Annotated in this window: 19 protein-coding genes and 1 tRNA gene; 12 read left to right on the top strand and 8 right to left on the bottom strand. The window is 62.8% G+C overall.

The window, feature by feature from the left end:
* Positions 1-109 precede the first annotated feature (109 nt).
* From A3AI_RS0101985 to A3AI_RS48655, 6 genes are all read left to right on the top strand, one after another.
* The gene (locus A3AI_RS0101985; protein ID WP_024513964.1) at positions 110-1,063 is read left to right on the top strand and encodes a sulfonate ABC transporter substrate-binding protein; all 954 of its coding nucleotides are present in this window, start codon (positions 110-112) and stop codon (positions 1,061-1,063) included.
* Between the two features lie 2 nt (positions 1,064-1,065).
* On the top strand, positions 1,066-2,241 hold the full coding sequence (ssuD, locus tag A3AI_RS0101980; protein ID WP_156927594.1) for an FMNH2-dependent alkanesulfonate monooxygenase: 1,176 nt from the start codon (positions 1,066-1,068) through the stop codon (positions 2,239-2,241).
* Complete coding sequence (gene ssuC, locus A3AI_RS0101975) at positions 2,238-3,044, top strand: aliphatic sulfonate ABC transporter permease SsuC (RefSeq protein ID WP_024513962.1); 807 nt, start codon at positions 2,238-2,240, stop codon at positions 3,042-3,044. Before ssuD ends, ssuC begins: the two co-directional genes overlap by 4 nt.
* 8 nt (positions 3,045-3,052) lie before the next feature.
* Complete coding sequence (locus A3AI_RS0101970) at positions 3,053-3,892, top strand: ATP-binding cassette domain-containing protein (protein WP_024513961.1); 840 nt, start codon at positions 3,053-3,055, stop codon at positions 3,890-3,892.
* A 10-nt stretch (positions 3,893-3,902) separates the two neighbouring features.
* The gene (locus A3AI_RS0101965; protein WP_024513960.1) at positions 3,903-4,481 is read left to right on the top strand and encodes a flavin reductase family protein; all 579 of its coding nucleotides are present in this window, start codon (positions 3,903-3,905) and stop codon (positions 4,479-4,481) included.
* Between the two features lie 91 nt (positions 4,482-4,572).
* A complete protein-coding gene (locus A3AI_RS48655) occupies positions 4,573-4,728 on the top strand; it encodes a hypothetical protein (protein ID WP_024513959.1) in 156 nt (51 codons plus the stop codon).
* A 107-nt stretch (positions 4,729-4,835) separates the two neighbouring features.
* Here the strand turns inward: A3AI_RS48655 and flbD are convergent, their stop codons facing one another.
* From flbD to A3AI_RS0101920, 8 genes are all read right to left on the bottom strand, one after another.
* Positions 4,836-6,218 (bottom strand): sigma-54-dependent transcriptional regulator FlbD, encoded by a 1,383-nt coding sequence (gene flbD, locus A3AI_RS0101955; protein ID WP_024513958.1) that lies wholly within the window; start codon positions 6,216-6,218, stop codon positions 4,836-4,838.
* 81 nt (positions 6,219-6,299) lie between these two features.
* A complete protein-coding gene (gene fliN / locus A3AI_RS0101950) occupies positions 6,300-6,650 on the bottom strand; it encodes a flagellar motor switch protein FliN (protein WP_024513957.1) in 351 nt (116 codons plus the stop codon).
* An 18-nt stretch (positions 6,651-6,668) separates the two neighbouring features.
* Positions 6,669-7,280, bottom strand: coding sequence for a FliH/SctL family protein (locus A3AI_RS0101945; protein WP_024513956.1), 612 nt, complete (start codon positions 7,278-7,280; stop codon positions 6,669-6,671).
* Entirely contained in the window at positions 7,280-8,359 is a 1,080-nt protein-coding gene (gene fliG, locus A3AI_RS0101940; RefSeq protein WP_024513955.1) for a flagellar motor switch protein FliG, read from the bottom strand. The genes A3AI_RS0101945 and fliG overlap by 1 nt, the downstream gene beginning before the upstream one ends.
* Positions 8,360-8,365: 6 nt before the next feature.
* Positions 8,366-9,994 (bottom strand): flagellar basal-body MS-ring/collar protein FliF, encoded by a 1,629-nt coding sequence (fliF, locus tag A3AI_RS0101935; protein WP_024513954.1) that lies wholly within the window; start codon positions 9,992-9,994, stop codon positions 8,366-8,368.
* Positions 9,995-10,309: 315 nt separating this feature from the next.
* A complete protein-coding gene (sciP, locus tag A3AI_RS0101930) occupies positions 10,310-10,585 on the bottom strand; it encodes a CtrA inhibitor SciP (RefSeq protein WP_002714638.1) in 276 nt (91 codons plus the stop codon).
* A 202-nt stretch (positions 10,586-10,787) separates the two neighbouring features.
* On the bottom strand, positions 10,788-11,504 hold the full coding sequence (locus A3AI_RS0101925) for a flagellar hook assembly protein FlgD (RefSeq protein ID WP_024513953.1): 717 nt from the start codon (positions 11,502-11,504) through the stop codon (positions 10,788-10,790).
* Between the two features lie 10 nt (positions 11,505-11,514).
* Positions 11,515-13,134, bottom strand: a complete 1,620-nt coding sequence (locus tag A3AI_RS0101920) for a flagellar hook-length control protein FliK (RefSeq protein WP_024513952.1) — start codon at positions 13,132-13,134, stop codon at positions 11,515-11,517.
* Positions 13,135-13,493: 359 nt separating this feature from the next.
* On the opposite strand from A3AI_RS0101920, the gene mnmA reads away from it, so the two are divergent.
* The 6 genes from mnmA (at position 13,494) to A3AI_RS0101890 (ending at position 20,264) form a co-directional block, all read left to right on the top strand.
* Positions 13,494-14,678 carry a tRNA 2-thiouridine(34) synthase MnmA gene (gene mnmA, locus A3AI_RS0101915; RefSeq protein ID WP_024513951.1) on the top strand — a complete coding sequence of 395 codons (1,185 nt, stop codon included), beginning with the start codon at positions 13,494-13,496 and terminating at the stop codon, positions 14,676-14,678.
* Between the two features lie 26 nt (positions 14,679-14,704).
* Positions 14,705-15,343, top strand: coding sequence for a class I SAM-dependent methyltransferase (locus tag A3AI_RS0101910; protein ID WP_024513950.1), 639 nt, complete (start codon positions 14,705-14,707; stop codon positions 15,341-15,343).
* Positions 15,343-15,741, top strand: coding sequence for a hypothetical protein (locus A3AI_RS0101905; RefSeq protein WP_502685721.1), 399 nt, complete (start codon positions 15,343-15,345; stop codon positions 15,739-15,741). The genes A3AI_RS0101910 and A3AI_RS0101905 overlap by 1 nt, the downstream gene beginning before the upstream one ends.
* A 121-nt stretch (positions 15,742-15,862) precedes the next feature.
* A tRNA-Met gene (locus tag A3AI_RS0101900) sits at positions 15,863-15,939 on the top strand.
* 273 nt (positions 15,940-16,212) lie between these two features.
* Positions 16,213-18,372: an AAA family ATPase gene (locus A3AI_RS0101895; RefSeq protein WP_024513948.1), complete on the top strand. Its 2,160-nt coding sequence runs from the start codon at positions 16,213-16,215 to the stop codon at positions 18,370-18,372.
* Positions 18,369-20,264: a UvrD-helicase domain-containing protein gene (locus A3AI_RS0101890; protein ID WP_024513947.1), complete on the top strand. Its 1,896-nt coding sequence runs from the start codon at positions 18,369-18,371 to the stop codon at positions 20,262-20,264. Before A3AI_RS0101895 ends, A3AI_RS0101890 begins: the two co-directional genes overlap by 4 nt.
* Positions 20,265-20,314 lie beyond the last annotated feature (50 nt).

Raw genomic sequence — 20,314 nt, 5'->3', positions numbered from 1 at the left:
CCGGGCCCGTTTCGTCAAGGATGAAAAGCTTTTCGAATCTAATTGGAAGGCGCCCCGCCGCCGTCCTGCTAGTCACCCCCCGAGCTCCGCGTAACGCGAGGACTACATCATGAAGCATCTCGTCAGCAGCTGGATTGCACGCGCAGTGCTTTCGGTCAGTCTGGTTGCCGCAACCGTCAGCGCCTCCTATGGCGAGGACAAGACCATTCGCATCGGCTTCCAGAAATACGGCAAGCTGGTGCTCCTGAAGGGTCGCGGCACGCTGGAAGAGAAACTGAAGCCGCTCGGCTACAACGTGGTCTGGACCGAATTCCCCTCCGGCCCGCCGCTCCTGGAAGCGATGAATGTCGGCTCGATCGATTTCGGCATCACCGGTGAGACGCCGCCGATCTTTGCGCAGGCCGCCGGCGCGCCGCTCGTCTATCTCGCCTATGATCCGCCGGCGCCGCAGGGCGAGGCGATCCTGGTGCCGAAGGATTCTCCGCTGAAGTCGGTCGCCGACCTCCGCGGCAAGAAGGTCGCCTTCAACAAGGGCTCCAACGTTCATTATCTGCTGGTGCGGGCGCTGGAGAATGCCGGGCTGAAATACACCGACATCCAGCCGGTGTATCTCGCGCCCGCCGATGCGCTCGCTGCGTTCTCGCGCGGCTCGGTCGATGCCTGGGTGATCTGGGACCCCTATGAGGCCGCGGCCGAAGCCTCCACCGGTGCGCGCATCCTCACCGACGGCACCAACATCGTCGCCAACTACCAGTTCTATTTCTCGTCGAAGAAATTCCTCGCCGAGAACGCCAAGGCGGTCGATGTCGTGCTTGACGCGCTCAACGAGACCGACGACTGGGTCAAGGACCATATCGACGAGACCGCAAACCTGCTGAGCCCGTCGGTCGGTCTGCCGGCACCGGTGCTGGCCGTGTCGCTGAAGCGCGAGGCCTATGGCATCCGCCCGATCACCGACGAGGTGATCGCAAGCCAGCAGCGCATTGCCGACACGTTCTTCTCGCTCGGGCTTGTGCCCAAGGCCATCACCGTTTCCGATCTTCAGCGTAAGCAGGGTTCATGATCATGCCGAAATCCAGCGCCAACATTCTCTGGTTCCTGCCGACCCACGGTGACGGCCGCTATCTCGGCACCACCGCCGGCGGCCGCGAGGTCAACTTCAACTATCTGCGCCAGATCGCGCAGGCCGCTGACCAACTCGGCTACTACGGCGTGCTGTTGCCGACCGGGCGGAGCTGCGAGGACTCATGGGTCGTCGCCTCCAGCGTCGCCCCCTTCACGGAACGGCTGCGCTATCTCGTGGCGGTGCGCCCCGGTCTGCAATCGCCGAGCGTCGCAGCGCGGATGACCGCGACGCTCGACCGCATCTCCAACGGTCGGCTGCTGATCAATGTCGTCACCGGGGGCGACCCGGTCGAGAACAAGGGCGACGGCATCTTCATGTCGCATGACGAGCGCTATGAGGTCACGCGCGAGTTTCTCGAAGTCTATAACGACCTGCTCGCGGGCAAGACCGTCAATTTCGAAGGCAAGCATATCCGCATCGAGGATGGCCGCCTGTTGTTCAGTCCGCTGCAGTCGCCGCGCCCACCGCTCTATTTCGGCGGTTCGTCCGATGCCGGCGTCGATGTGGCTGTCGACACCGTCGATAAATACCTGACCTGGGGCGAGCCGCCGGCGCAGGTCGCGGAGAAAGTCGCGCGCGTGAAGGCTGCTGCCGAAAAACGCGGCCGCAAGCTTTCCTTCGGCATCCGCCTGCACGTAATCGTGCGCGAGACCAATGCGGAAGCCTGGACCGCCGCCGACGATCTGATCAAACATGTCACCGACGAAACCGTGGCCTCAGCACAAAAGATCTTCTCGCGGATGGATTCGGTCGGGCAGAAGCGCATGGCGCAGCTGCATGGCGGCCGGCGCGACAAGCTCGAGATCAGTCCCAATCTCTGGGCCGGCGTAGGCCTCGTGCGCGGCGGCGCCGGCACCGCGCTGGTCGGCGACCCCGAGACGGTCGCGGCGCGGATCAGGGAGTACCAGGATATCGGCATCGATACCTTTATCATGTCGGGCTATCCGCATCTGGAAGAGGCCTATCGCTTTGCCGAGCTGGTGTTCCCGCTTTTGAAGCTGGAAGAGGGCGGCAACGTCACACGGCTGCGCGTCAATACCGGCCCGTTCGGCGAGACCATCGGCAACGAATATCGGCCCAACGAAGATCGGCCCAAGCAGGTAGCTGAATCATGAGCCTGATCGACAGCCTCCCGCGCGTTCGCACGCTCCGCCTGCCGAAGGCCGACGGCCTCATGCAGTGGATCGTGCCGCTTGCGATCCTCGCGCTCTGGCAGGCCGCCTGCAGCGCCGGCCTGGTGCCGGCGCGCGTGCTGCCCGCGCCGAGCGATGTGGCGCTGGCGGGCTGGAAGCTCGCGCGCTCCGGTGAACTCTTCATCAACATGTGGGTCAGCTTCTGGCGCGCCGGCATCGGCTTTCTGATCGGCGGCAGCATCGGCTTTGCCTTTGGGCTCGCCAACGGCCTGTCGGAGCTTTCGAACAAGCTCAGCGACACCACGCTGCAGATGGTGCGCAACGTGCCGCATCTGGCGCTGATCCCGCTCGTCATCCTCTGGTTCGGCATCGACGAAACCGCCAAACTGTTCCTGGTCGCATTGGGCGTGTTCTTCCCCGTCTATATCAACACGCTGCATGGCATCCGCACCGTCGATCCGCAGCTGATCGAGATGGGCCGCATCTACGGCATGTCCGACCGCGAGCTCTTCAGCCGGGTGATCTTCCCAGGTGCGCTGCCCTCGATCTTTGTCGGCTTGCGTTTCGCGCTCGGCATCATGTGGCTGACCTTGATCGTGGCGGAGACCATCGCCGCGTCCTCGGGCCTCGGCTACATGGCGATGCAGGCGCGCGAGTTCATGCAGATCGACGTCGTCGTGCTCTCGATCCTGATCTACGCCCTGCTCGGCAAGCTCGCCGACAGCTTCTCGCGCCTGCTGGAGCGGCTGACGCTCGCCTGGCATCCCGCCTTCCAGAAACATTGAGACGCCCCATGCAGGAAGCCCTTCATTTCCGTGCCGACGCCGAAGCGCTCGAGAGCGTCCATTTTGTCGAGCAGGCGAGGGCGCTGCGCCGGCAGCCGGATGCACCGCATCGCGGCCTCGGCTTGACCATCCGCGGACTCAAGAAATCCTTCGGCGACCACGAGGTGCTGCGCGGCATCGATCTGCATATTCCAGCCGGCCAGTTCGTCGCCGTTGTCGGCCGCAGCGGCTGCGGCAAGAGCACGCTGCTTCGGCTGATCGCCGGCCTCGAAAAGATCGATGGCGGGACCATCTCCTTCGGCGAGGCTGCGAAGCCCGATGACATCCGCGTGATGTTCCAGGAGCCGCGGCTGCTGCCCTGGGCCCGCGTGCTTGACAATGTCGAGGTTGGCCTTGGCCGCGCGCGCAAGTCGGCCGACGCCAGGGCCAGGGCGGAAGAAGCGCTTGCCGAGGTCGGTCTGGCCGAGAAGCGCTCGCAATGGCCGTCCGTGCTGTCGGGCGGGCAAAAGCAGCGCGTGGCACTGGCCCGCGCACTGGTCGGTCACCCAAAAGTGCTCGCTTTTGATGAGCCGCTCGGCGCGCTGGATGCACTGACCCGCATCTCGATGCAGCGGCTCCTGGAGCGGGTCTGGCGCGACCAGGGCTTTACGGCCATTCTGGTAACGCATGACGTCTCTGAAACAGTGGCACTGGCCGACCGCGTGCTGGTGATTGAAAATGGAGAAATCGCGCACGATATCGATGTGACGCTCCATCGCCCGCGGCAGCGCGGCTCGGTGGAACTCGCGCGGCTCGAAGGCGCGATCCTCCGGGAGCTCCTGAAGGGTGGCGAGGAGCTGGCAATTTAGTGAGAGAGCAATGAGTCCCGCTGAGATCATCCAGTTCGACCGTGAGGTCTCCTCCGCCGGTTTTCGCGACGCGATGCGTCATCTGGTCGGCGCGGTCACCGTCATCACGGTCGGGCGCGGCGACGATGTCAGCGGCATGACCGTGACCTCGATGTCCTCGCTTTCGGTCGATCCGCCCTCGCTGATTGTCAGCGTCAATCGGTCGGCCTCCTCATGGCCGTTGCTCAAGACCTATGGCGTCTTCGGGGTGAATATCCTCTCGGCCGACCAGCGTGACGTCGCTGAGCGCTTTTCCGGCAAAGGCGGGCTGAAGGGCGCCGAGCGATTTGCCGGAGCTGAGTGGACAGCGCGACCGTCGGGCGCGCCGCTACTGGTCGGCGCACTGGCCGCAATCGATTGCGAAGTCGAGGAGGTCATCGAGCGCCACTCCCATGGCATTGTGATCGGCCGCGTGCGTGCGGTGCAACTGCAGCCGGCTGACGCTGCGCTTGCCTATTGGCACGGCGACTATCTCGCCATCGACCGCGACGAGGATATCGCGCGGCTGGCGGAGGTGAGCGTGCCGTCTGCGCGCGCACGCAAGGTTTGACTTACACCGCTCCCCGCCGGGGAGAGGTGAACGGCCCTGGCCTTTTCCCCCGCTCCGCCCTAAAACGCGCCATGAACTCCAGGCGGAGACCATGAAGCGCATCGCGACATACGCCCTCTACGTCATCGGTACGCTCGCGATCCTCTACCTCGCGCTTTATGCCTACGCCGTCTTCAAAGGCCGCACGCTGCAGCCCGGCGACCCCATCCACATCTTCCGCAATCCGGATGCACCGGATTATTCGTGAGGTGGAGCGGCAATTGCGGATCACCAAGTGATTTGCCCGCCGGGCATGATCCGTTGGTAAAATGGCCGGGACGAGCCCGGCCATCGCAACACTCGATCCGAATCCAGCTATCCCATCATCGGCATGCGCGGATATTCGCCTGTCGTGTTCGGCGGCGGGATCGGTACCCCGACGTCGGCGTATTCGTTGAGCTTGTTGCGCAGTGTGCGGATCGAGATGCCCAGGATATTGGCCGCATGGGTGCGGTTGCCGAGGCAGTGCTTGAGCGTTTCCAGGATCAGGTCGCGCTCCACGTCGGCGACCGTGCGGCCCACCAGCGCACGCGTCACCTGCTCGGCGGCAAGCGTGGCATGCGCCACGGCCGGCGCCGTCTTGGCGATGTCGAGCCGGTCGCCGTCGGGGGTGAGGATCGCGTCAGGTCCGATCTCGTCGCCCAGCGCCATCAAGACGGCGCGGTGCATGGTGTTTTCGAGCTCGCGGACGTTGCCCTGCCAGCGGTTGACGGTGAGCACCCGCCGTGCCTCGGCCGAGATCGGCCGCACCGGCACGCCGTTGGCGTCGGCATATTTCTTGGCAAAATGCTGGGCGAGCTCGAGGATGTCGGCCGGACGCTCCCGCAACGGCGGGATCTTCAGATTCACGACATTGAGGCGGAACAGCAAGTCCTCGCGGAAGGTGCCTTCGCGCACGGCGTCCGCCAGGTTGCGGTTGGAGGTCGCGATGATGCGGATGTCGACCGGCACCGGACGCGTGCCGCCGACGCGGTCGATCACACGCTCCTGGATGGCGCGCAACAGCTTGGATTGCAGCCGCACGTCCATCTCGGAGATTTCGTCGAGCAGGAGCGTGCCGCCGGTCGCTTCCTCGAACTTGCCGATGCGGCGGGCGACCGCGCCGGTGAAGGCGCCCTTCTCATGGCCGAACAGCTCGGACTCCAGCAGATGCTCGGGGATCGCGGCGCAGTTGATGGAGATGAACGGGCGCTTGGCGCGGGCGGAGCGGGAATGCACGTAGCGCGCCAGCACTTCCTTGCCCGTGCCGGATTCGCCGGTGATCATCACCGAGGCCTCGGAGCCGGCGATCTGCTGGGCGAGCTTGATCACCCGCGCCATCGCATCGTCGCGGTAGACGAGGTCGCGTGCATCGTTGGCCACCGCTGCGAGGATTGCCGCGATCAGCTCGGGCTCGGGCGGAAGCGGGATATATTCCTTGGCGCCGGCATGGATCGCCGCGACCGCAGCGCGGGCGTCGGTGGTGATGCCGCAGGCGACGATCGGCACATGGATGTGCTCGACCTCCAGCCGCATCACGAGGTCGCGGATGTCGAGCCCGACATCGACCAGCAGGAGGTCGGCGCCCTTGCCGCCGCGCAAGACTCGCATCGCGAGTTCATGGTCCTCGGCGTGGGTGACGGTCGCGCCATTGTCCATGGCGATCTTGGTGGCGGTCGTGAGCTGGCCCTTCAACGTGCCAACAATGAGAAGCCGCATGTTAGTCTCCTATACGTCTGTTTGCGTCGTCCACGACGCGGGTCCCGTTATTTGCCCCACCCCAAATGTGCTCCGCTGCGCTTACGTGCGTTCTGCGTTGATGATTTCCGTCATGGTCACGCCGAGCTTGTCCTCCACCAGCACCACCTCGCCGCGCGCCACCAGGCGATTATTGACATAGATATCGATCGCCTCGCCGACGCGGCGGTCGAGCTCGAGCACGGTGCCGGGCCCGAGCTTCAGGAGATCGCCGACCTCCATCTTGGAGCGGCCGAGCACGGCCGAAACCTGCACCGGCACGTCGAAGACGGCCTCGAGATCGGCGGCAATGCGGGCGGCCTGTTCGTCCTCGCTGTAGGCGATGTCGCTGGTTGGCGGCGCATCCGCCGCGTTGAGGTCGGGGAGGGGGACCTGGGTGTCGGTGTCGCTCATTTTCTAATCCGCCTCCTGCTATTTCCTGGACGCGACATGGCGCCCGACAAGTTCACTGATCTTGGCGTCGATGGCGCCGCGCTCCAGCACGACGCCGCCGTCGGCCCATTCGATCCGGCAGTCGCCGGTCGCGATCTCGGGCTCGGCGAGAATGACGAGCCGTCCCTGGAAGCCGCTTTGCTTGGCCATCTTCTCGATCCGCTCATGGGCGGATTCGTAGAGGCCGTCATTGATGCGGACGACCAGATGCGGGGTCGAGACGAGATGCGAGAAACAGTCGCGCACCAGTCCCTCGATCTCGGCAAGCGGCTCGGCCGCGATCAGTTCGCTGCAGAGCTTGCGGGCGACCGCGATCGCGACGTCGACGGCTTCGGTCTCCATCCGCCGCTCGATGCCGGCAAAGTCCTTGGCAAGCCCTTGCAGGCTGATCTTGACCTCTTCCAGCGCCAGCGCCGAGCGGCGGTCGCTCTCGGCCTTGGCCTCGCGCTGTCCCGCCTCGAAGCCGTCGCGATGGGCGCGGGCTTCCGCCGCTGCGACCTTTTGCGCAACCTCGGCGGCGCTCGCGGCGCGCTCGCGCCGGTCGGGGGCGGAGAAGTCGGTGTCGAACAGGAATTTCGCGGGTGCTGCCATCAGTACACCAGCTCGTCGTCGGCGCGATTTTTGGTCAGCATGATCTCGCCCTTGGCGGCGAGATCCTTGGCGAGGTTGACGAGCAGGGCCTGCGCCTCGTCGACGTCGCGCAGCCGCACCGGCCCCATCGCGCCCATGTCGTCCTGCAGCATCTTGGCGGCGCGCGAGGACATGTTGCCGAAGAAGAAGTTGCGGACCTCTTCGTTGGCGCTCTTGAGTGCGACGCCGAGCTTGTCCTTGTCGACGTTGCGCATCAACGTCTGCGCCGACCCCGAGTCGAGCTTGATCAGGTCGTCGAAGGTGAACATCAACGCCTTGATGCGCTCGGCGGACTCCCGGTTTTCGTCTTCCAGTGCGGTGATGAAGCGGGTCTCGGTCTGGCGGTCGAAATTGTTGAAGATTTCCGCCATCACCTCATGGGCGTCGCGGCGGCGGGTCTGCGACAGGTTGGACATGAACTCCACCCGCAGCGTCTGCTCGACTCGCTCGATCACCTCTTTCTGCACGGCCTCCATCTTCAGCATGCGGCCGACCACGTCGAGCGCCATGTCCTCAGGGAGAATGGCGAGCACGCGCGCTGCATGCTCCGGCTTCAGCTTCGACAGCACCACGGCGATCGTTTGCGGATATTCGTTCTTCAGATAGTTGGCCAGCACCTCTTCCTGGACGTTGGAGAGCTTCTCCCACATGTTCCGCCCGGCAGGGCCGCGGATCTCGTCCATGATGCCGGAGACGCGGTCGGACGGCAGGTATTGCTGCAGCAGGCGCTCCGTGGCGTCGAAATTGCCCATCAGCGCGCCGGAAGCAGACATGCGCGAGACGAATTCCAGGAGCATGTTCTCAACGGTGTCGGCCTCGACCGTGCCCAGCGTCGACATTTCCATCGACAGCTCGCGCACCTCGTCATCATCGAGCAGCTGCCAGATCCTGCCGCCATATTGCTCGCCGAGCGCCAGCATCAGCATCGCCGCGCGCTTGGGCCCGGGAATCTTTGCCTTCGGCTTGCCGCTCTGGCGCTGCGCGAGGTTCGCGATGACGCTGGTGATGTCGTTGGAGTTTGCGGTCTGCGGGACGCTCATGGGAAATCACTCGGCCGGTTCGCTGAGCCATTGACGGACAATGGCGACGGTTTCGTTGGGATTGCGGTCGGCCAGCTCGCCCACGCGATGCACGGACTGGGCGTGCACCTGGCCCTGCACTTGGGCGACATCGAGCAGCTGGGCGGTTCCGGGACCGCCGGGGATCAAGGCCTGCCCCGTCGCGGGCGTGGAAGCGGCAGCGGCGGGCTCCGGCAGCGCCGGGGCGGGCGCGACAAGTGCTGCCATCTCTTCGGAGGCGAGGATGCGCTTGACCAGCGGCCGCACCACCATGAACAGCACCACGAGACCGAGCACCATCATGACGCCGAGCTCGATGACATACATGACGTCATCCTTGGTGAACTGCAGCATGCCAAGGATGCCGGTCGGCTGCTCGATCGGGGTGATAGCGGGGCCTTCAGCGAATTTCAGGTTGACGACCTCGACCTGGTCGCCGCGCTTCTGGTCGAAGCCGATCGCCGAGCGCACCAGGGCAGCGATGCGGTCCAGCTCGTCCTTGGCGCGCTCCTTGTAGATGAGCTCGCCCTTTTCGCCCTTGGTGTAGCTGCCGTCGACCAGGACCGCGACCGAGATGCGGTTGACCCGGCCGGCTTCGGTCACCTCGGTCTTGGTGGTGCGGGAGATCTCGTAATTGTTGGTCTCCTCGGTCTTCTTGCTTTGGTCGCGCGTCGCCTGCTGGTTGTTGTTGTTCTGCTGGGCGCCGGGCAGCTCGTTGTTGACGGTGACCTGGCCGTTATTGTCGGTCGTGGCCGCGGATTCTTCGCGGGTCTGGCTCGAGCGCAGCACGCGCCCCTCGGGATCGAACTTGTCGGAGGTCTGGGTGATCTTGTTGTAATCGAAATCCGCCGAGAGCTGGACGCGGGCGCGGCCCTGGCCGACCACCGAGGAGACGATGTCCTCGACCTGCTTGCGCATCCTTTTCTCGAACGCCGCGCGCCGCTCGTCACCGACCTGCTGGTCGGCGTCGGAGGAGGCGCCGTCGGCGAGCAGCTGGCCCGATTCGTCCACGATCGAGACTCGCTGCGGCTTCAGGCCGGAGACGGAGGAGGCGACGAGGTGGCGGATGGCCCGGATCTGCTGCGGCTCCAGCGCGCCGCGCACCCGCACCACGATCGACGCCGAGGGCTCGGGCGTCTCGCGCGAGAACAGCGGCCGCTCCGGCAGCACGAGGTGCACACGCGCGGCCTGGATGCGGTCGATGGAGGCGATGGTGCGGGACAACTCGCCCTCGAGCGCCCGCAGATGGTTGATGTTCTGGACAAAGCTCGTGGTGCCGAGCGCGTCCGACTTGTCGAAGATCTCGTAGCCGACGCCGCCGCCCTTGGGCAGCCCGCCTTCGGCGAGCTTCATGCGCAGCCGGGTCACCTTGTCCTTGGGGACCAGGATGACGCTGCCTTCGTTGCGCAATTCGTATGGGACGCCCTGGCGTTCCAGATCCTTGATGATGCTGGAGGAGTCCTCCAGGCTCAGATCGGTGAAAAGAGTGGTCATCTGCGGTGTCGTGACGCGCATGATGACGAACGCGAAGAAGCCGATGAGCGCGGCAGTCACCGCAATCATCGCCATCAAACGCGCAGCACCCAGACCTTTAAGGAAGTCTACCAGACCCTTCAAAACCCACCCGCCCCAGTTACCTGTCGACTGCTGGAGCGGATCGACATTCGAGCGGTCTCCGCGCTGGAGGCCTGTCGCGAATGGCGAAGCTCCGTCAGAAGCTTCCAATTGCCAGTGGCCGTCTCTCGTCACCTTCGCGGAGGCTCCCCGCGAATGGCAGATTCGAGCCACTGGGCAATTATTGCCTAGGCTATGGTTTCTATCTGGTTAACGAAGGTTAAGGGTCGTGGCTTTCTCGTGCTTTCCTTGGGACATGAAAAAAATCGGCCTCGCAGGACGAGGCCGATTTTTCTCAAATTCGATGAGTCTCGCCGCTTACTGGCGATATTGCTGAATGCGGGTGGTGCGAAGGCCGGCCAGGCCATGCTGATCGATCGAGAACTGCCAGGAGAGGAACTCGTCGACGGTCAGGGTGTAGCGGCTGCAGGCCTCTTCGAGGGAGAGCAGGCCACCGCGAACGGCCGCAACGACTTCGGCCTTGCGGCGGATCACCCAACGTTTGGTCCCGGGCGCGGGCAGGTCCGCAATGGTCAGCGGGCTGCCGTCGGGCCCGATGACGTATTTCACCCTCGGGCGATGGGGTTCTGTCATGGCGTACTCACAAACTCTCAACCACTGAACTCACGCTACAAACGTACGCTCAGCGGCTTAAAATTTGCCTAAGCCCAAGGCTTCAATGAGATTCTCCTTCGACAGAACCGTGATTTCGCGATTTCGGGCCCCGATCGGGGTCGCGGTGCGGGAAAATATCAACCAACTGTTAACGTCTTGGCCGCCTGCTGCCCGCCGGCCGCTAGCCCGAGATGCCCTTGATCTGATTGACGGTGTAGGTCTGGCCGTTGATGGTCAGCATCGGCGGCGTTTGGGTGAGATCGACCGAGGTGACGACGCCCTCGGTATTGGTATTGATCGCGACCGAGTTGCCGGAGCTGTCGACCGCGGTGGCGGTCAGCTTGTACTGGCCGTCGGGCCACTGCGTACCGTCATTGCCCGTGCCGTTCCATTGGAAGGGCTGACTGTTGCCCGCGCTCGCCGGGACAGTGCCGGTGAAGACGGTCTGGCCGGCACTGTTGGAGACCGTGAGGGTCACGTTGCAATTGCTGGGGACGTCGAGATCCCAGGTCGCCGGCGAGCTGCTGCCGTTCAATGTCGAGATCGAGCCGCTGACCAATGCCGTCTTGCCGACGAAGCCCAGCGCCTGCGTCGATTGCGCGGTCTGCTGCAGCGACACCAGCGTCGCGAGCGAGGAGTTGGTGTTCAACTGCTGCTGAACGCCGGCGAACTCGACGAGCTGCTGGGTGAACTGGTTGGTATCCAGCGGGTCCAGCGGGTTCTGATTCTGCAATTGCGTCGTCAGGAGCTGCAGGAAGCTCTGGAAGTTGCCGGCGATCTGCTGCGACGCCAGCGCGTTGGTGTCGGATGCAGACGAGCTGGATGATGAGGAGGAGGATTGGGGCGTGGTACCCGAAACGATCGGGCTTGCGTTGGTTGCTGCGCCAGGCGTCGCCATGTCTCTCTCCTCAAACCCTGATGTCGACGCCGCCGCTCGATCCGAGCATGCGGCCGTATGATTGGCCCGCGACCGCGGCAGGCATGTTTGTCTCGTCGTTGATGATCAGCTGCTGCGCATTGCCTGACGTCTGGTTGCCGTTGTTCTGGCCGGACGAAGACTGGTCGCGCAGGCTGAACTGCAGGCCGCCGCTGTCGGTCTTCAGGCCGGCATTGTTGAGGGCCTGCTGCAGCTGCGGCGCGTCCTGCTTCAGCATGGACAGCGTTTCCGGCTTCTCCACGATCAGATGCGAGGTGACCTGGCCGCTGCGGCTGACGTCGATACGGACGTCGATGCGGCCAAGATCGGCCGGATCGAGCCGCACCTCGAAGCGCGTCTTGCCGCTCTGCGCGGAGGCCGCGATCTCGACCGCCAATCCGCTCAACGGCACGGCTACGCCGGCGGTTGCGACGGCGACGGTCGGCGTGGTCGCGGCCGCCTGGGTGGCCGCCGAGATCTGCTGCGGCAACGCTGCGGCCTGCATGCTCGGATCGGGCGTCGTGGCTTGCGATGTGGTGGCCGCCGCAAGGGCGGTCTGGTCGTGAGCAGCGGGCGAGGCGGTGTTGGTCGAGGGCGAGCCATCCGGCTTGCCGCCGTTCACCGCATTTGCCAGCGCCGCATTGGCATCCTGCGTGGTTGCGCTTGCGGGTTGCGCGGCGGCATTGCCGTTGGTCGGCTGGGCCGTGCCCGATCCTGTGGTCGCCGTTGCCGCGGTGGGATCGGTGCTCGTAGCTGCGGACGTCTTCGCCTGCGCCGCTGCCTTGGATGCGGCGCCCTTGGTGGTGAGCTGCGACGACATGACGCCATTGGCTGCGATGCCGAGTTCGGCTGTCTCCGCGGCGTCGCTGTCGGCGGCTTGCTCGCCGGTCGTTGTGGTCGCCGTGCCCTGGGCCTGACCCTTTGCCGTTGTCGCCGCGCCGGTTGCCGGCGTGCCGGCGCCCGTCGCGGCGGTGTTGGCCTGGCCGACCAGCGCAGCAACAGTCGAAGAGCTCGTGGCGATGCCGGTGGTTGCGATCGCAAGTGGCGTGGTCGAATCGCCGCCCTGTGCGGAGGTGGCAGAATTGTTCGTCGCGCTGGTGTTCACGATGACTGCCGCGACCGGGGTCGGCGTCTGAGCCGCTGCACCTGTCGCATTTTGCGCGGTAGCGTCGGTCTGCGCCGTGGTGTCGTCGGAGGACTTGCTGGACGACTTGCCGGTCGACTTGCCGTCACCGGTCTGGCCGCTTCCGGATTTCGTGGTCGAAGAGGCCGTGTTGCCGATGCCGGACGGATTGCTGCCGGAGGCATCGGCATTGCTCTGCTGACCGGAGGTGGCGGCGTTGTCGGAATTGGAACTGGTTTGCGTGTCGGATGAGGTTGAATTGCTTGAACTGCTCGTCTGGGACTGCGGTTGCGTGCTCGCAGGAGCCTGCGGGGGCGCGGCCGGTTGCGGGGCAGGAGTTTGGGCGCTGTACGCGTCGGCGGACGAAGTGCTGTCGATCAGCGAGGCAAAGCTGTCGGCGCCAACCGAGGTCGACGGATCGGGACGGACTGGTTTCGTCTGCGCGGTGAGCGGCGCGCTTGCTGCTGTATCGAACGTAACGCTGACCACGGCTAGTTCCTCGCGAAAAGCTCCGTGGCATAAGTGAGCAAGGAGCGGGCCAGTCGGCCTGAGAAAAAATAATCAGATATTTCAAGTACTTGGAGATGCGGCTTGAAACCATCATCCCCGCCTTTTCTGCCGCCCGGCAAGAATTGCCCTAATGTCTGCGAGCTGTGATTGCCTCGCGGGGATACGGCCTATATTAGAGACAGGCCTCCCAGCCGTTTCCGTTTCAAGCCCCTTGTTCGGAACCGCCAAAGGGGGGTCCCGACCCTTTAAAATGGGCCTTATTCGCAAATTGGCTTTTTGATCGCGGCCGGCCGCTTGGCAAGCGCACCTTCCCCGATCGCTAGTGTGACCCGCGACCCATGCTCAACAGTCTCGACCTCGAAGGCCGTCCGCAGGACACCAGGATCGTCGTCGCCATGTCCGGCGGCGTCGATTCATCGACCACGGCTGCGCTGTTGAAGGCAGAGGGCTACGACGTCGTCGGCATCACGCTGCAGCTTTACGACCATGGTGCGGCCACCCATCGCAAGGGTGCCTGCTGTGCCGGCCAGGACATTCACGACGCGCGCAACGTCGCCGAGCGGATCGGGATCCCGCATTATGTGCTGGACTATGAGGACCGCTTCAAGGAATCGGTGATCGACGTCTTCGCCGAAAGCTACGCGTCCGGAGAGACGCCGGTACCGTGCATCGAATGCAACCGCGCGATCAAGTTTCGCGACCTGCTCGAGACCGCACGCGAGCTCGGCGCGTCGGCGCTTGCGACCGGTCATTATGTCGCCTCGCGGCGTCTCGCCGACGGCGCGCGCGCGCTGGTTTGTGCGGCGGATGCTGAGCGTGACCAGAGCTATTTCCTGTTCGCGACCACGCGCGAGCAGCTTCAATATTTGCGCTTTCCGCTCGGCGACATGACCAAGCAGGAGACGCGCGATCTCGCGCGGCGCTTCGGCCTCGCGGTCGCCGACAAGCACGACAGTCAGGACATCTGCTTCGTGCCGACCGGGCGCTATACAGATATCATCACGCGGCTCCGGCCGAATGCGATGGATCCGGGCGACATCGTCGACGTCGATGGCAATGTGCTCGGCCGCCACCAGGGCATTGCGCATTTCACCGTCGGCCAGCGCAAGGGGCTCGGGATCGCGGCGGGCAGCCCGCTCTATGTCATCAAGCTCGATGCTTCGAGCCACCGCGTGGTGGTCGGTCCGCGCGAAGCCCTGCGGATGGATCGCATCACGCTGCGCGACGTCAACTGGATCGGCGACGGCGACATCGACCGCGCGATTGCCGGTGGGCTCGAGGTTTTCGTGCGGGTGCGCTCGACGCGCGCGCCGCAGCCGGCGTGGCTGCGCGGCAGCGACGGCCGCTACGAGGTCGAACTGGTGGCCGGTGAAGAGGGCGTCTCGCCCGGACAGGCCTGTGTGTTCTACGATGCGACATCGGGCCAGGCACGGGTGCTGGGCGGCGGCTTCATCCAGAGCGCGGCGAGGCGGACCACAGCGTCATCGTCGGCGCGGCCGCTGGTCGATGCAATGCGCGGCTAAGGAAGCGTTCCGGGGGCGTTGAGAGGATGGCTGCGGATATCGACCGCGCAGGGGTCGAAAAGGCCTATGAGCGCTGGGCGCCGGTCTATGATCTGGTATTCGGCAAGGTTTTCGATCAGGGCCGGCAATCGACGATTGCGGAAGCCGATCGCATCGGCGGGCGCATTCTCGATGTCGGTGTCGGCACCGGGCTGTCGCTGTCGGATTATTCGCGCACCACGCGGATCTGCGGCGTCGATATTTCCGAGCCGATGCTGCGCAAAGCGCAAGCCCGCGTGCGCGCGCTCGGCCTTTCCAATGTCGAGACGCTGGCGGTGATGGACGCCAAGAACCTCGCCTTCGGCGACGGCTCGTTCGATGCGGTGGTGGCTCAATATGTCATCACGGCGGTGCCAGACCCGGAGGCGACGCTTGATGATTTCGTCCGTGTTCTGAAGCCGGGTGGCGAGCTGATTCTGGTCAATCACATCGGTGCCGAGAGTGGGCTCCGCCGTCTCTCCGAACTCGCCTTTGCGCCGCTCGCGCGACGCCTCGGCTGGCGGCCTGAATTTCCCTGGCAGCGTCTGGTGGACTGGGCGGTCAGGCACGGTGGGGTCACCCTTGCCGAGCGCCGCCCGATGCCGCCGTTGGGACATTTCTCGCTAATCCGCTACCGCAAAACGTGATGTGGGGCTGGGAACTGGCGCGCGGTCAGCGTCGTTCTTCCTGCATGCAGATGAAATCCATCCTGACTTTTTCTGCGATACTGGCGGCGCTTGGCGCCGTGCATGCGCAGGCCCCACCGGCACCGGCAACGCCGATGGCCGAAACCGCAGCTCCGGAACCGCAACGCCCGGCGGACTGCTCTTCCATGAAACCGCGCGGCCCGAACGCCTCGGAGGGCACGACGGTCGGCGAGGCCAATGAGGCGCTAGGCGACAAGCTCGCAAAGTCGAACGGCGTTTTGTGCCCGCCAGCCGGCGTCGACCCGGAAATGCGTGCGCCGACGCCGGAGACCGGCAACACTCCGGTGATCCCGCCGCCCGGCAGCCCTGGCGGCAACCCCAACGTCCAGCCGAAATAGGCCGGTTCTCACAGGGACTTGGCCGGCCGGCTCGGCTTGCTTGACAGGCGCCGGACCACCTCCTTATATGCCGCGCGTTCGCGCTGCCGGCGTCATCATCAGCCCTCGGCGAACGCTCCGTGGCGGGGTAGCTCAGCTGGTTAGAGCACGGGAATCATAATCCTGGGGTCGGGGGTTCGAGTCCCTCCCCCGCTACCAAATCCAGCGTAACTCCTTGATTTCCCACACTTGGCCGATCGATGTTTCGACGCGAGGGATGTCTCATTGATACATCCGGGGAGCTCGGTCAATCAATCGCACTTCAACTGCAGGTCAGGCCTTCCTATACGCGCGAGGTCTTCCGAGTAGAACTTCAACGCCACAGCGGAGGCACGCGTTGGATGCTAAGACGCGGGCTTCGCTCCGGTATCTACTAAAGGTTGTGCGAGGGGGGTAGACTAGCTAGGATGAAGAATTGCCGGGGGGCACGCCTTGCATATCAAATTTGTAGAAATCGCCAATTTCAGAAAGCTATTGTCCACTCGCGTTGATCTCTCGGAGACGACAACGCTCTTCGTCGGCGCAAACAACAGCGGTAAGTCCTCCGCAATGCTGGCGTTGCGGCGGCTTCTCGTTCCCCAACGTTGCCCCTTCGAGCTTCACGATCTTACGCTCTGCCATTGGCCATCGATTGATGCCGTCGGACAAAGCTGGATCAGCGCCAACGAGGCAAATGAAATCATTAGCCTGGATACCACGCCGTGGGAGTCTCTGCTGCCCACTTTGGACCTATGGCTCGACGTGGCCCCCGGTGAAATGCATCGGGTTCGCGACATGATTCCGACCCTCGATTGGGAGGGGGGAGCACTCGGTGTCCGCTTACGCTATGAGCCGGATGATCTTACGGCTCTGTACAAGGACTTCCTTGCGGCCGTAGCCGAAGCTGACAGCCTAAGGGAAACTGCGTCAGCACAACAGGCCGCAGTGCAATCGGAGAGCAATGTCGATCCCGCCCAGCCGCCAAAGCTTACTCTCTGGCCGTCGACCTTGATCGACTATCTGAGCCGTCGCCTCACGCGGCATTTCACGCTTCGGGCTTACACTTTGGACCCATCGCAGCTCAAGTCACCAGTTAAGTCTCAAGCTCAACTCCAACCACTGACGGCCTCATCCTTACCCATAGATGGCGATCCGCTAAAAGGGCTGATTCGCGTTCATGATATTCCGGCTCAGCGCGGCTTCGGCGAGGAGACAGCGAAGGACGACGATGACGGCGCTTCGTCTGGTCCGGCGGGAAGCCGACTATCGGATCAGCTTCGCAGCTACTACTCAAAGCATCTTGATCCGGCCAAAGGCCCGGACGCCAAAGACCTCGGCGCCCTGCAAGCGATCGAGGCGGCACAGGATGCATTTGATCAACGTTTGACCGAGAGCTTCGCTGAAGCGTTCCGAGAAGTTGAGGGCATGGGCTATCCGGGTGTCAGCGATCCGCGTCCGAAGGTCTCGACCCGCTTGAAAGCGATCGACGGACTAAATCACGCGGCCGCCGTCACGTTCATGGTCGATGTCACCAGTGTCGGGGGGGAGGTCACGCCCCTGCTGCGCCTTCCCGAGAACAACAACGGATTGGGTTACCAGAACCTGATCTCGATGATCTTTCGGCTCATGAGCTTTCGGGATGCCTGGATGCGCGTGGGTAAGGCATCGAAGACGATCGTCAGCACACATTCAAGCCACGTCGCTCACGAAATCCCGTTCGCTAATCTCCGCTATTTCAGGCGCCTTCCCGCGGGCATGGCAGCGCGAATACCGGTTTCGATGGTGATCAACCTCCAAGAGGTTTTTGGAACGAAGAACGAGACTCAGCGCTTTGTCACGCGTTATCTTCGAGCCCACCACGCCGATTTGTTTTTCGCTGATGCGGCCATTCTGGTCGAAGGACCAGCCGAACGTATGCTGTTGCCGAATTTAATCCGCAACAACTATGAGCGGTTGAATCAGAGCTACGTAACGCTGTTGGAGATCGGCGGCAGTCATGCCCACCGTCTAAAGCCGCTGATCGACTGTCTTGGTCTGTTAACACTCATCATTACCGATCTGGACTCGGTGGATGCCACTGGAAGTTCGGCGCAGCCGCAAAGGGGAGCCGACCAAACGACGAACAATGACACGTTGAAGACATGGGTGCCGAAGCTTCCGAATGTCGACGCGCTAATGGATGCCGATGAGAAGGCCAAGATATCGGAGAATTCAGACGATCAGCTCTTTGCAGTTCGCACCGCCTATCAAACTCCCGTGCAAGTGAAGCTTTTGGATGCGTCGAAGGCCGAGACCGCGCAGCCGTACACTTTTGAGGATGCGCTCGCCTTCGAAAATATCGAGTTCTTCGCAAAGCTGGAAGGCGGCGGGCTTGTCCGAAAATTCCGCGAAGCGATTCTTAAGGGTGGCGATGCCGGAGCCGTCGGCAAAGGTATGTTCGATGCCCTTCGGACCGGCAAAAAGGCGGAGTTTGCACTCGAAGTAATTGATGCCAAAGACTTCGATACGATCAGGGTGCCGTCCTACGTTGCAGAAGGGCTCGCGTGGCTTCAGTCACGACTTGAAAAGAAACAGGTCGATATCCTTCCGGAAAACGGGGGCGCGAAGGCATGACGGACGCGATCGACGATGACAAGATAGATGCGGATGCCGACGCGACTATTCGGGTTTGCCTCAATCTATCAGCGCCCAAAAGCTTTTTCCTCTATGCCGGCGCCGGATCGGGAAAGACGCGCTCCCTCGTCGAAGCAATTCGGCACGTCTGTCGACATCAAGGTAATGTCCTTTCTAAGACTGGCCAGAAGGTTGGCGTGATCACCTACACGAACGCGGCCTGCGACGAAATCAAACAAAGGCTTGAGTTTGATCCGAGAGTGCAAGTCTCTACAATCCACGCATTCGCTTGGTTTTTGATAAGCGGCTATGACAACGATATCCGTAAGTGGGTTGCAGGCAATCTGAGGGAAGACATTTCTGAACTCGAGCAGCAACAGTTGAAGGGACGGGCTGGGTCGAAAGCGGCGTCGGATAGAGCTCGTGCGATCGAGAACAAACGGCGCCGCCTATCAAATCTCGATAGTATCAAGCGCTTTGTTTACAGTCCGACAGGCGACAACCGGACGCGCGATTCCCTCAATCATGCTGAGGTGATCGCCATGACGTCGGAGTTTCTAACTACGAAGCCCGGCTTGCGTCAATTAGTGACGACACGTTTTCCGATCCTGCTCATAGACGAGAGTCAGGACACGGCTCGGCCATTCATGGAGGCTATCCTCAACGTTCAGTCCGGGTACGTGGACACGTTTTGCCTCGGTCTCTTTGGCGACACGATGCAGCGAATCTATGCGGACGGCAAAGAGCGGCTGGCCGAAGCAATCCCTGCCGGATGGGCCCGTCCGCGAAAGATTGTGAACCATCGCTGTCCGGTCAGAGTCGTAACTCTAATAAACAAGGTTCGTGAAGACGATGACCGACAGGAGCAGCGTCCGCGGAGCGACGCGAAGACAGGGGTCATCCGACTATTTCTTACGCCTGAGACTGTTACCGATCCCTCCAAGCTCGAAGCAGACGTCGCGAAGCGGATGGCAATTGTAACCGGCGACGACAATTGGGCCGCTGGGAACGACAAGATAAAAACGCTTGCGCTGGAGCATATGATGTCAGCCCGGCGCTTCGGCTTTGAGGCATTTTTTGCACCCTTGTATGGTTTTGATCGCATGCGGACCAGCCTCCTTGAAGGCACTGGAGGCGGCATCGGGTTCTTAATCCGCGAACTGCTGCCTTTGGCAAAAGCACTGGCCGCAAATGACCGCTTTGCTATTGCGGCTTCGGCTCGGAGAACTTCACCGATCCTCGATCGCGATCGGCTTCAGGCAGCGGGACAGGACCAGCGCCAGCTGCTCGACCAGGCTAAGACTGCTTGTGATGGCCTGCGAACGTTGCTGTTCGATGGGCCTTCACCGTCCTTACGGTCAGTTCTGGAGTATGTCGCTGAAACTGATCTCTTTACGATCCCGGACGTTTTGCTCCCGTTCTCTACCTCTGACGATGAGATGAGCGACATGCCGTCCGCCGATGACGAGGAAGGGGAGGACGCAAAAACCGAAACTGGCGCATGGCGTCTCGCTCTTGAGGCACCTTTTGACCAAGTTGAAAAATACGATCACTACGTGCGAGGAATCTCGCAATTCGACACACATCAAGGAGTAAAAGGACTTGAATTTCCACGTGTGATGGTGGTCATGAGCGACGAAGAAGCTCGCGGATTTATGTTCAGTTACGGCAAGCTTATGGGAATCAAGCCAAAGACAAAAGGCGACTTGGAAAACGAGGCCGCGGGGAGAGAAACTTCCATCGATCGTACGCGCCGTTTGTTTTACGTGACATTCAGCCGCGCTAAGGAAAGTCTTGCCATCGTATATTACTCCGACAACGCCAAGAGTGCCCGCGAGCAATTGATAGCGCGTGGATGGTTTTCCAATGACGAAATTGAACTCGTCGCATAACCTCTTCGATCAGGCGTCCATTAGCGGCGCCGGCCGTTTTTTCCGATGGT

Source organism: Bradyrhizobium sp. Tv2a-2 (assembly GCF_000472425.1).
GTDB lineage: Bacteria > Pseudomonadota > Alphaproteobacteria > Rhizobiales > Xanthobacteraceae > Bradyrhizobium.
The sequence above is the reverse complement of the archived record's forward strand: the minus strand, read 5'-3'. Positions and strand labels throughout refer to the sequence as shown.

What these genes read in the sequence shown, in the direction of transcription:
- A3AI_RS0101985 (WP_024513964.1), top strand. Translation starts at nt 110, where the DNA reads ATGAAGCATCTCGTCAGCAGCTGGATTGCACGCGCAGTGCTTTCGGTC.
- ssuD (WP_156927594.1), top strand. Translation starts at nt 1,066, where the DNA reads ATGCCGAAATCCAGCGCCAACATTCTCTGGTTCCTGCCGACCCACGGT.
- ssuC (WP_024513962.1), top strand. Translation starts at nt 2,238, where the DNA reads ATGAGCCTGATCGACAGCCTCCCGCGCGTTCGCACGCTCCGCCTGCCG.
- A3AI_RS0101970 (WP_024513961.1), top strand. Translation starts at nt 3,053, where the DNA reads ATGCAGGAAGCCCTTCATTTCCGTGCCGACGCCGAAGCGCTCGAGAGC.
- A3AI_RS0101965 (WP_024513960.1), top strand. Translation starts at nt 3,903, where the DNA reads ATGAGTCCCGCTGAGATCATCCAGTTCGACCGTGAGGTCTCCTCCGCC.
- A3AI_RS48655 (WP_024513959.1), top strand. Translation starts at nt 4,573, where the DNA reads ATGAAGCGCATCGCGACATACGCCCTCTACGTCATCGGTACGCTCGCG.
- flbD (WP_024513958.1), bottom strand. Translation starts at nt 6,218, where the DNA reads ATGCGGCTTCTCATTGTTGGCACGTTGAAGGGCCAGCTCACGACCGCC.
- fliN (WP_024513957.1), bottom strand. Translation starts at nt 6,650, where the DNA reads ATGAGCGACACCGACACCCAGGTCCCCCTCCCCGACCTCAACGCGGCG.
- A3AI_RS0101945 (WP_024513956.1), bottom strand. Translation starts at nt 7,280, where the DNA reads ATGGCAGCACCCGCGAAATTCCTGTTCGACACCGACTTCTCCGCCCCC.
- fliG (WP_024513955.1), bottom strand. Translation starts at nt 8,359, where the DNA reads ATGAGCGTCCCGCAGACCGCAAACTCCAACGACATCACCAGCGTCATC.
- sciP (WP_002714638.1), bottom strand. Translation starts at nt 10,585, where the DNA reads ATGACAGAACCCCATCGCCCGAGGGTGAAATACGTCATCGGGCCCGAC.
- A3AI_RS0101925 (WP_024513953.1), bottom strand. Translation starts at nt 11,504, where the DNA reads ATGGCGACGCCTGGCGCAGCAACCAACGCAAGCCCGATCGTTTCGGGT.
- mnmA (WP_024513951.1), top strand. Translation starts at nt 13,494, where the DNA reads ATGCTCAACAGTCTCGACCTCGAAGGCCGTCCGCAGGACACCAGGATC.
- A3AI_RS0101910 (WP_024513950.1), top strand. Translation starts at nt 14,705, where the DNA reads ATGGCTGCGGATATCGACCGCGCAGGGGTCGAAAAGGCCTATGAGCGC.
- A3AI_RS0101905 (WP_502685721.1), top strand. Translation starts at nt 15,343, where the DNA reads ATGTGGGGCTGGGAACTGGCGCGCGGTCAGCGTCGTTCTTCCTGCATG.
- A3AI_RS0101890 (WP_024513947.1), top strand. Translation starts at nt 18,369, where the DNA reads ATGACGGACGCGATCGACGATGACAAGATAGATGCGGATGCCGACGCG.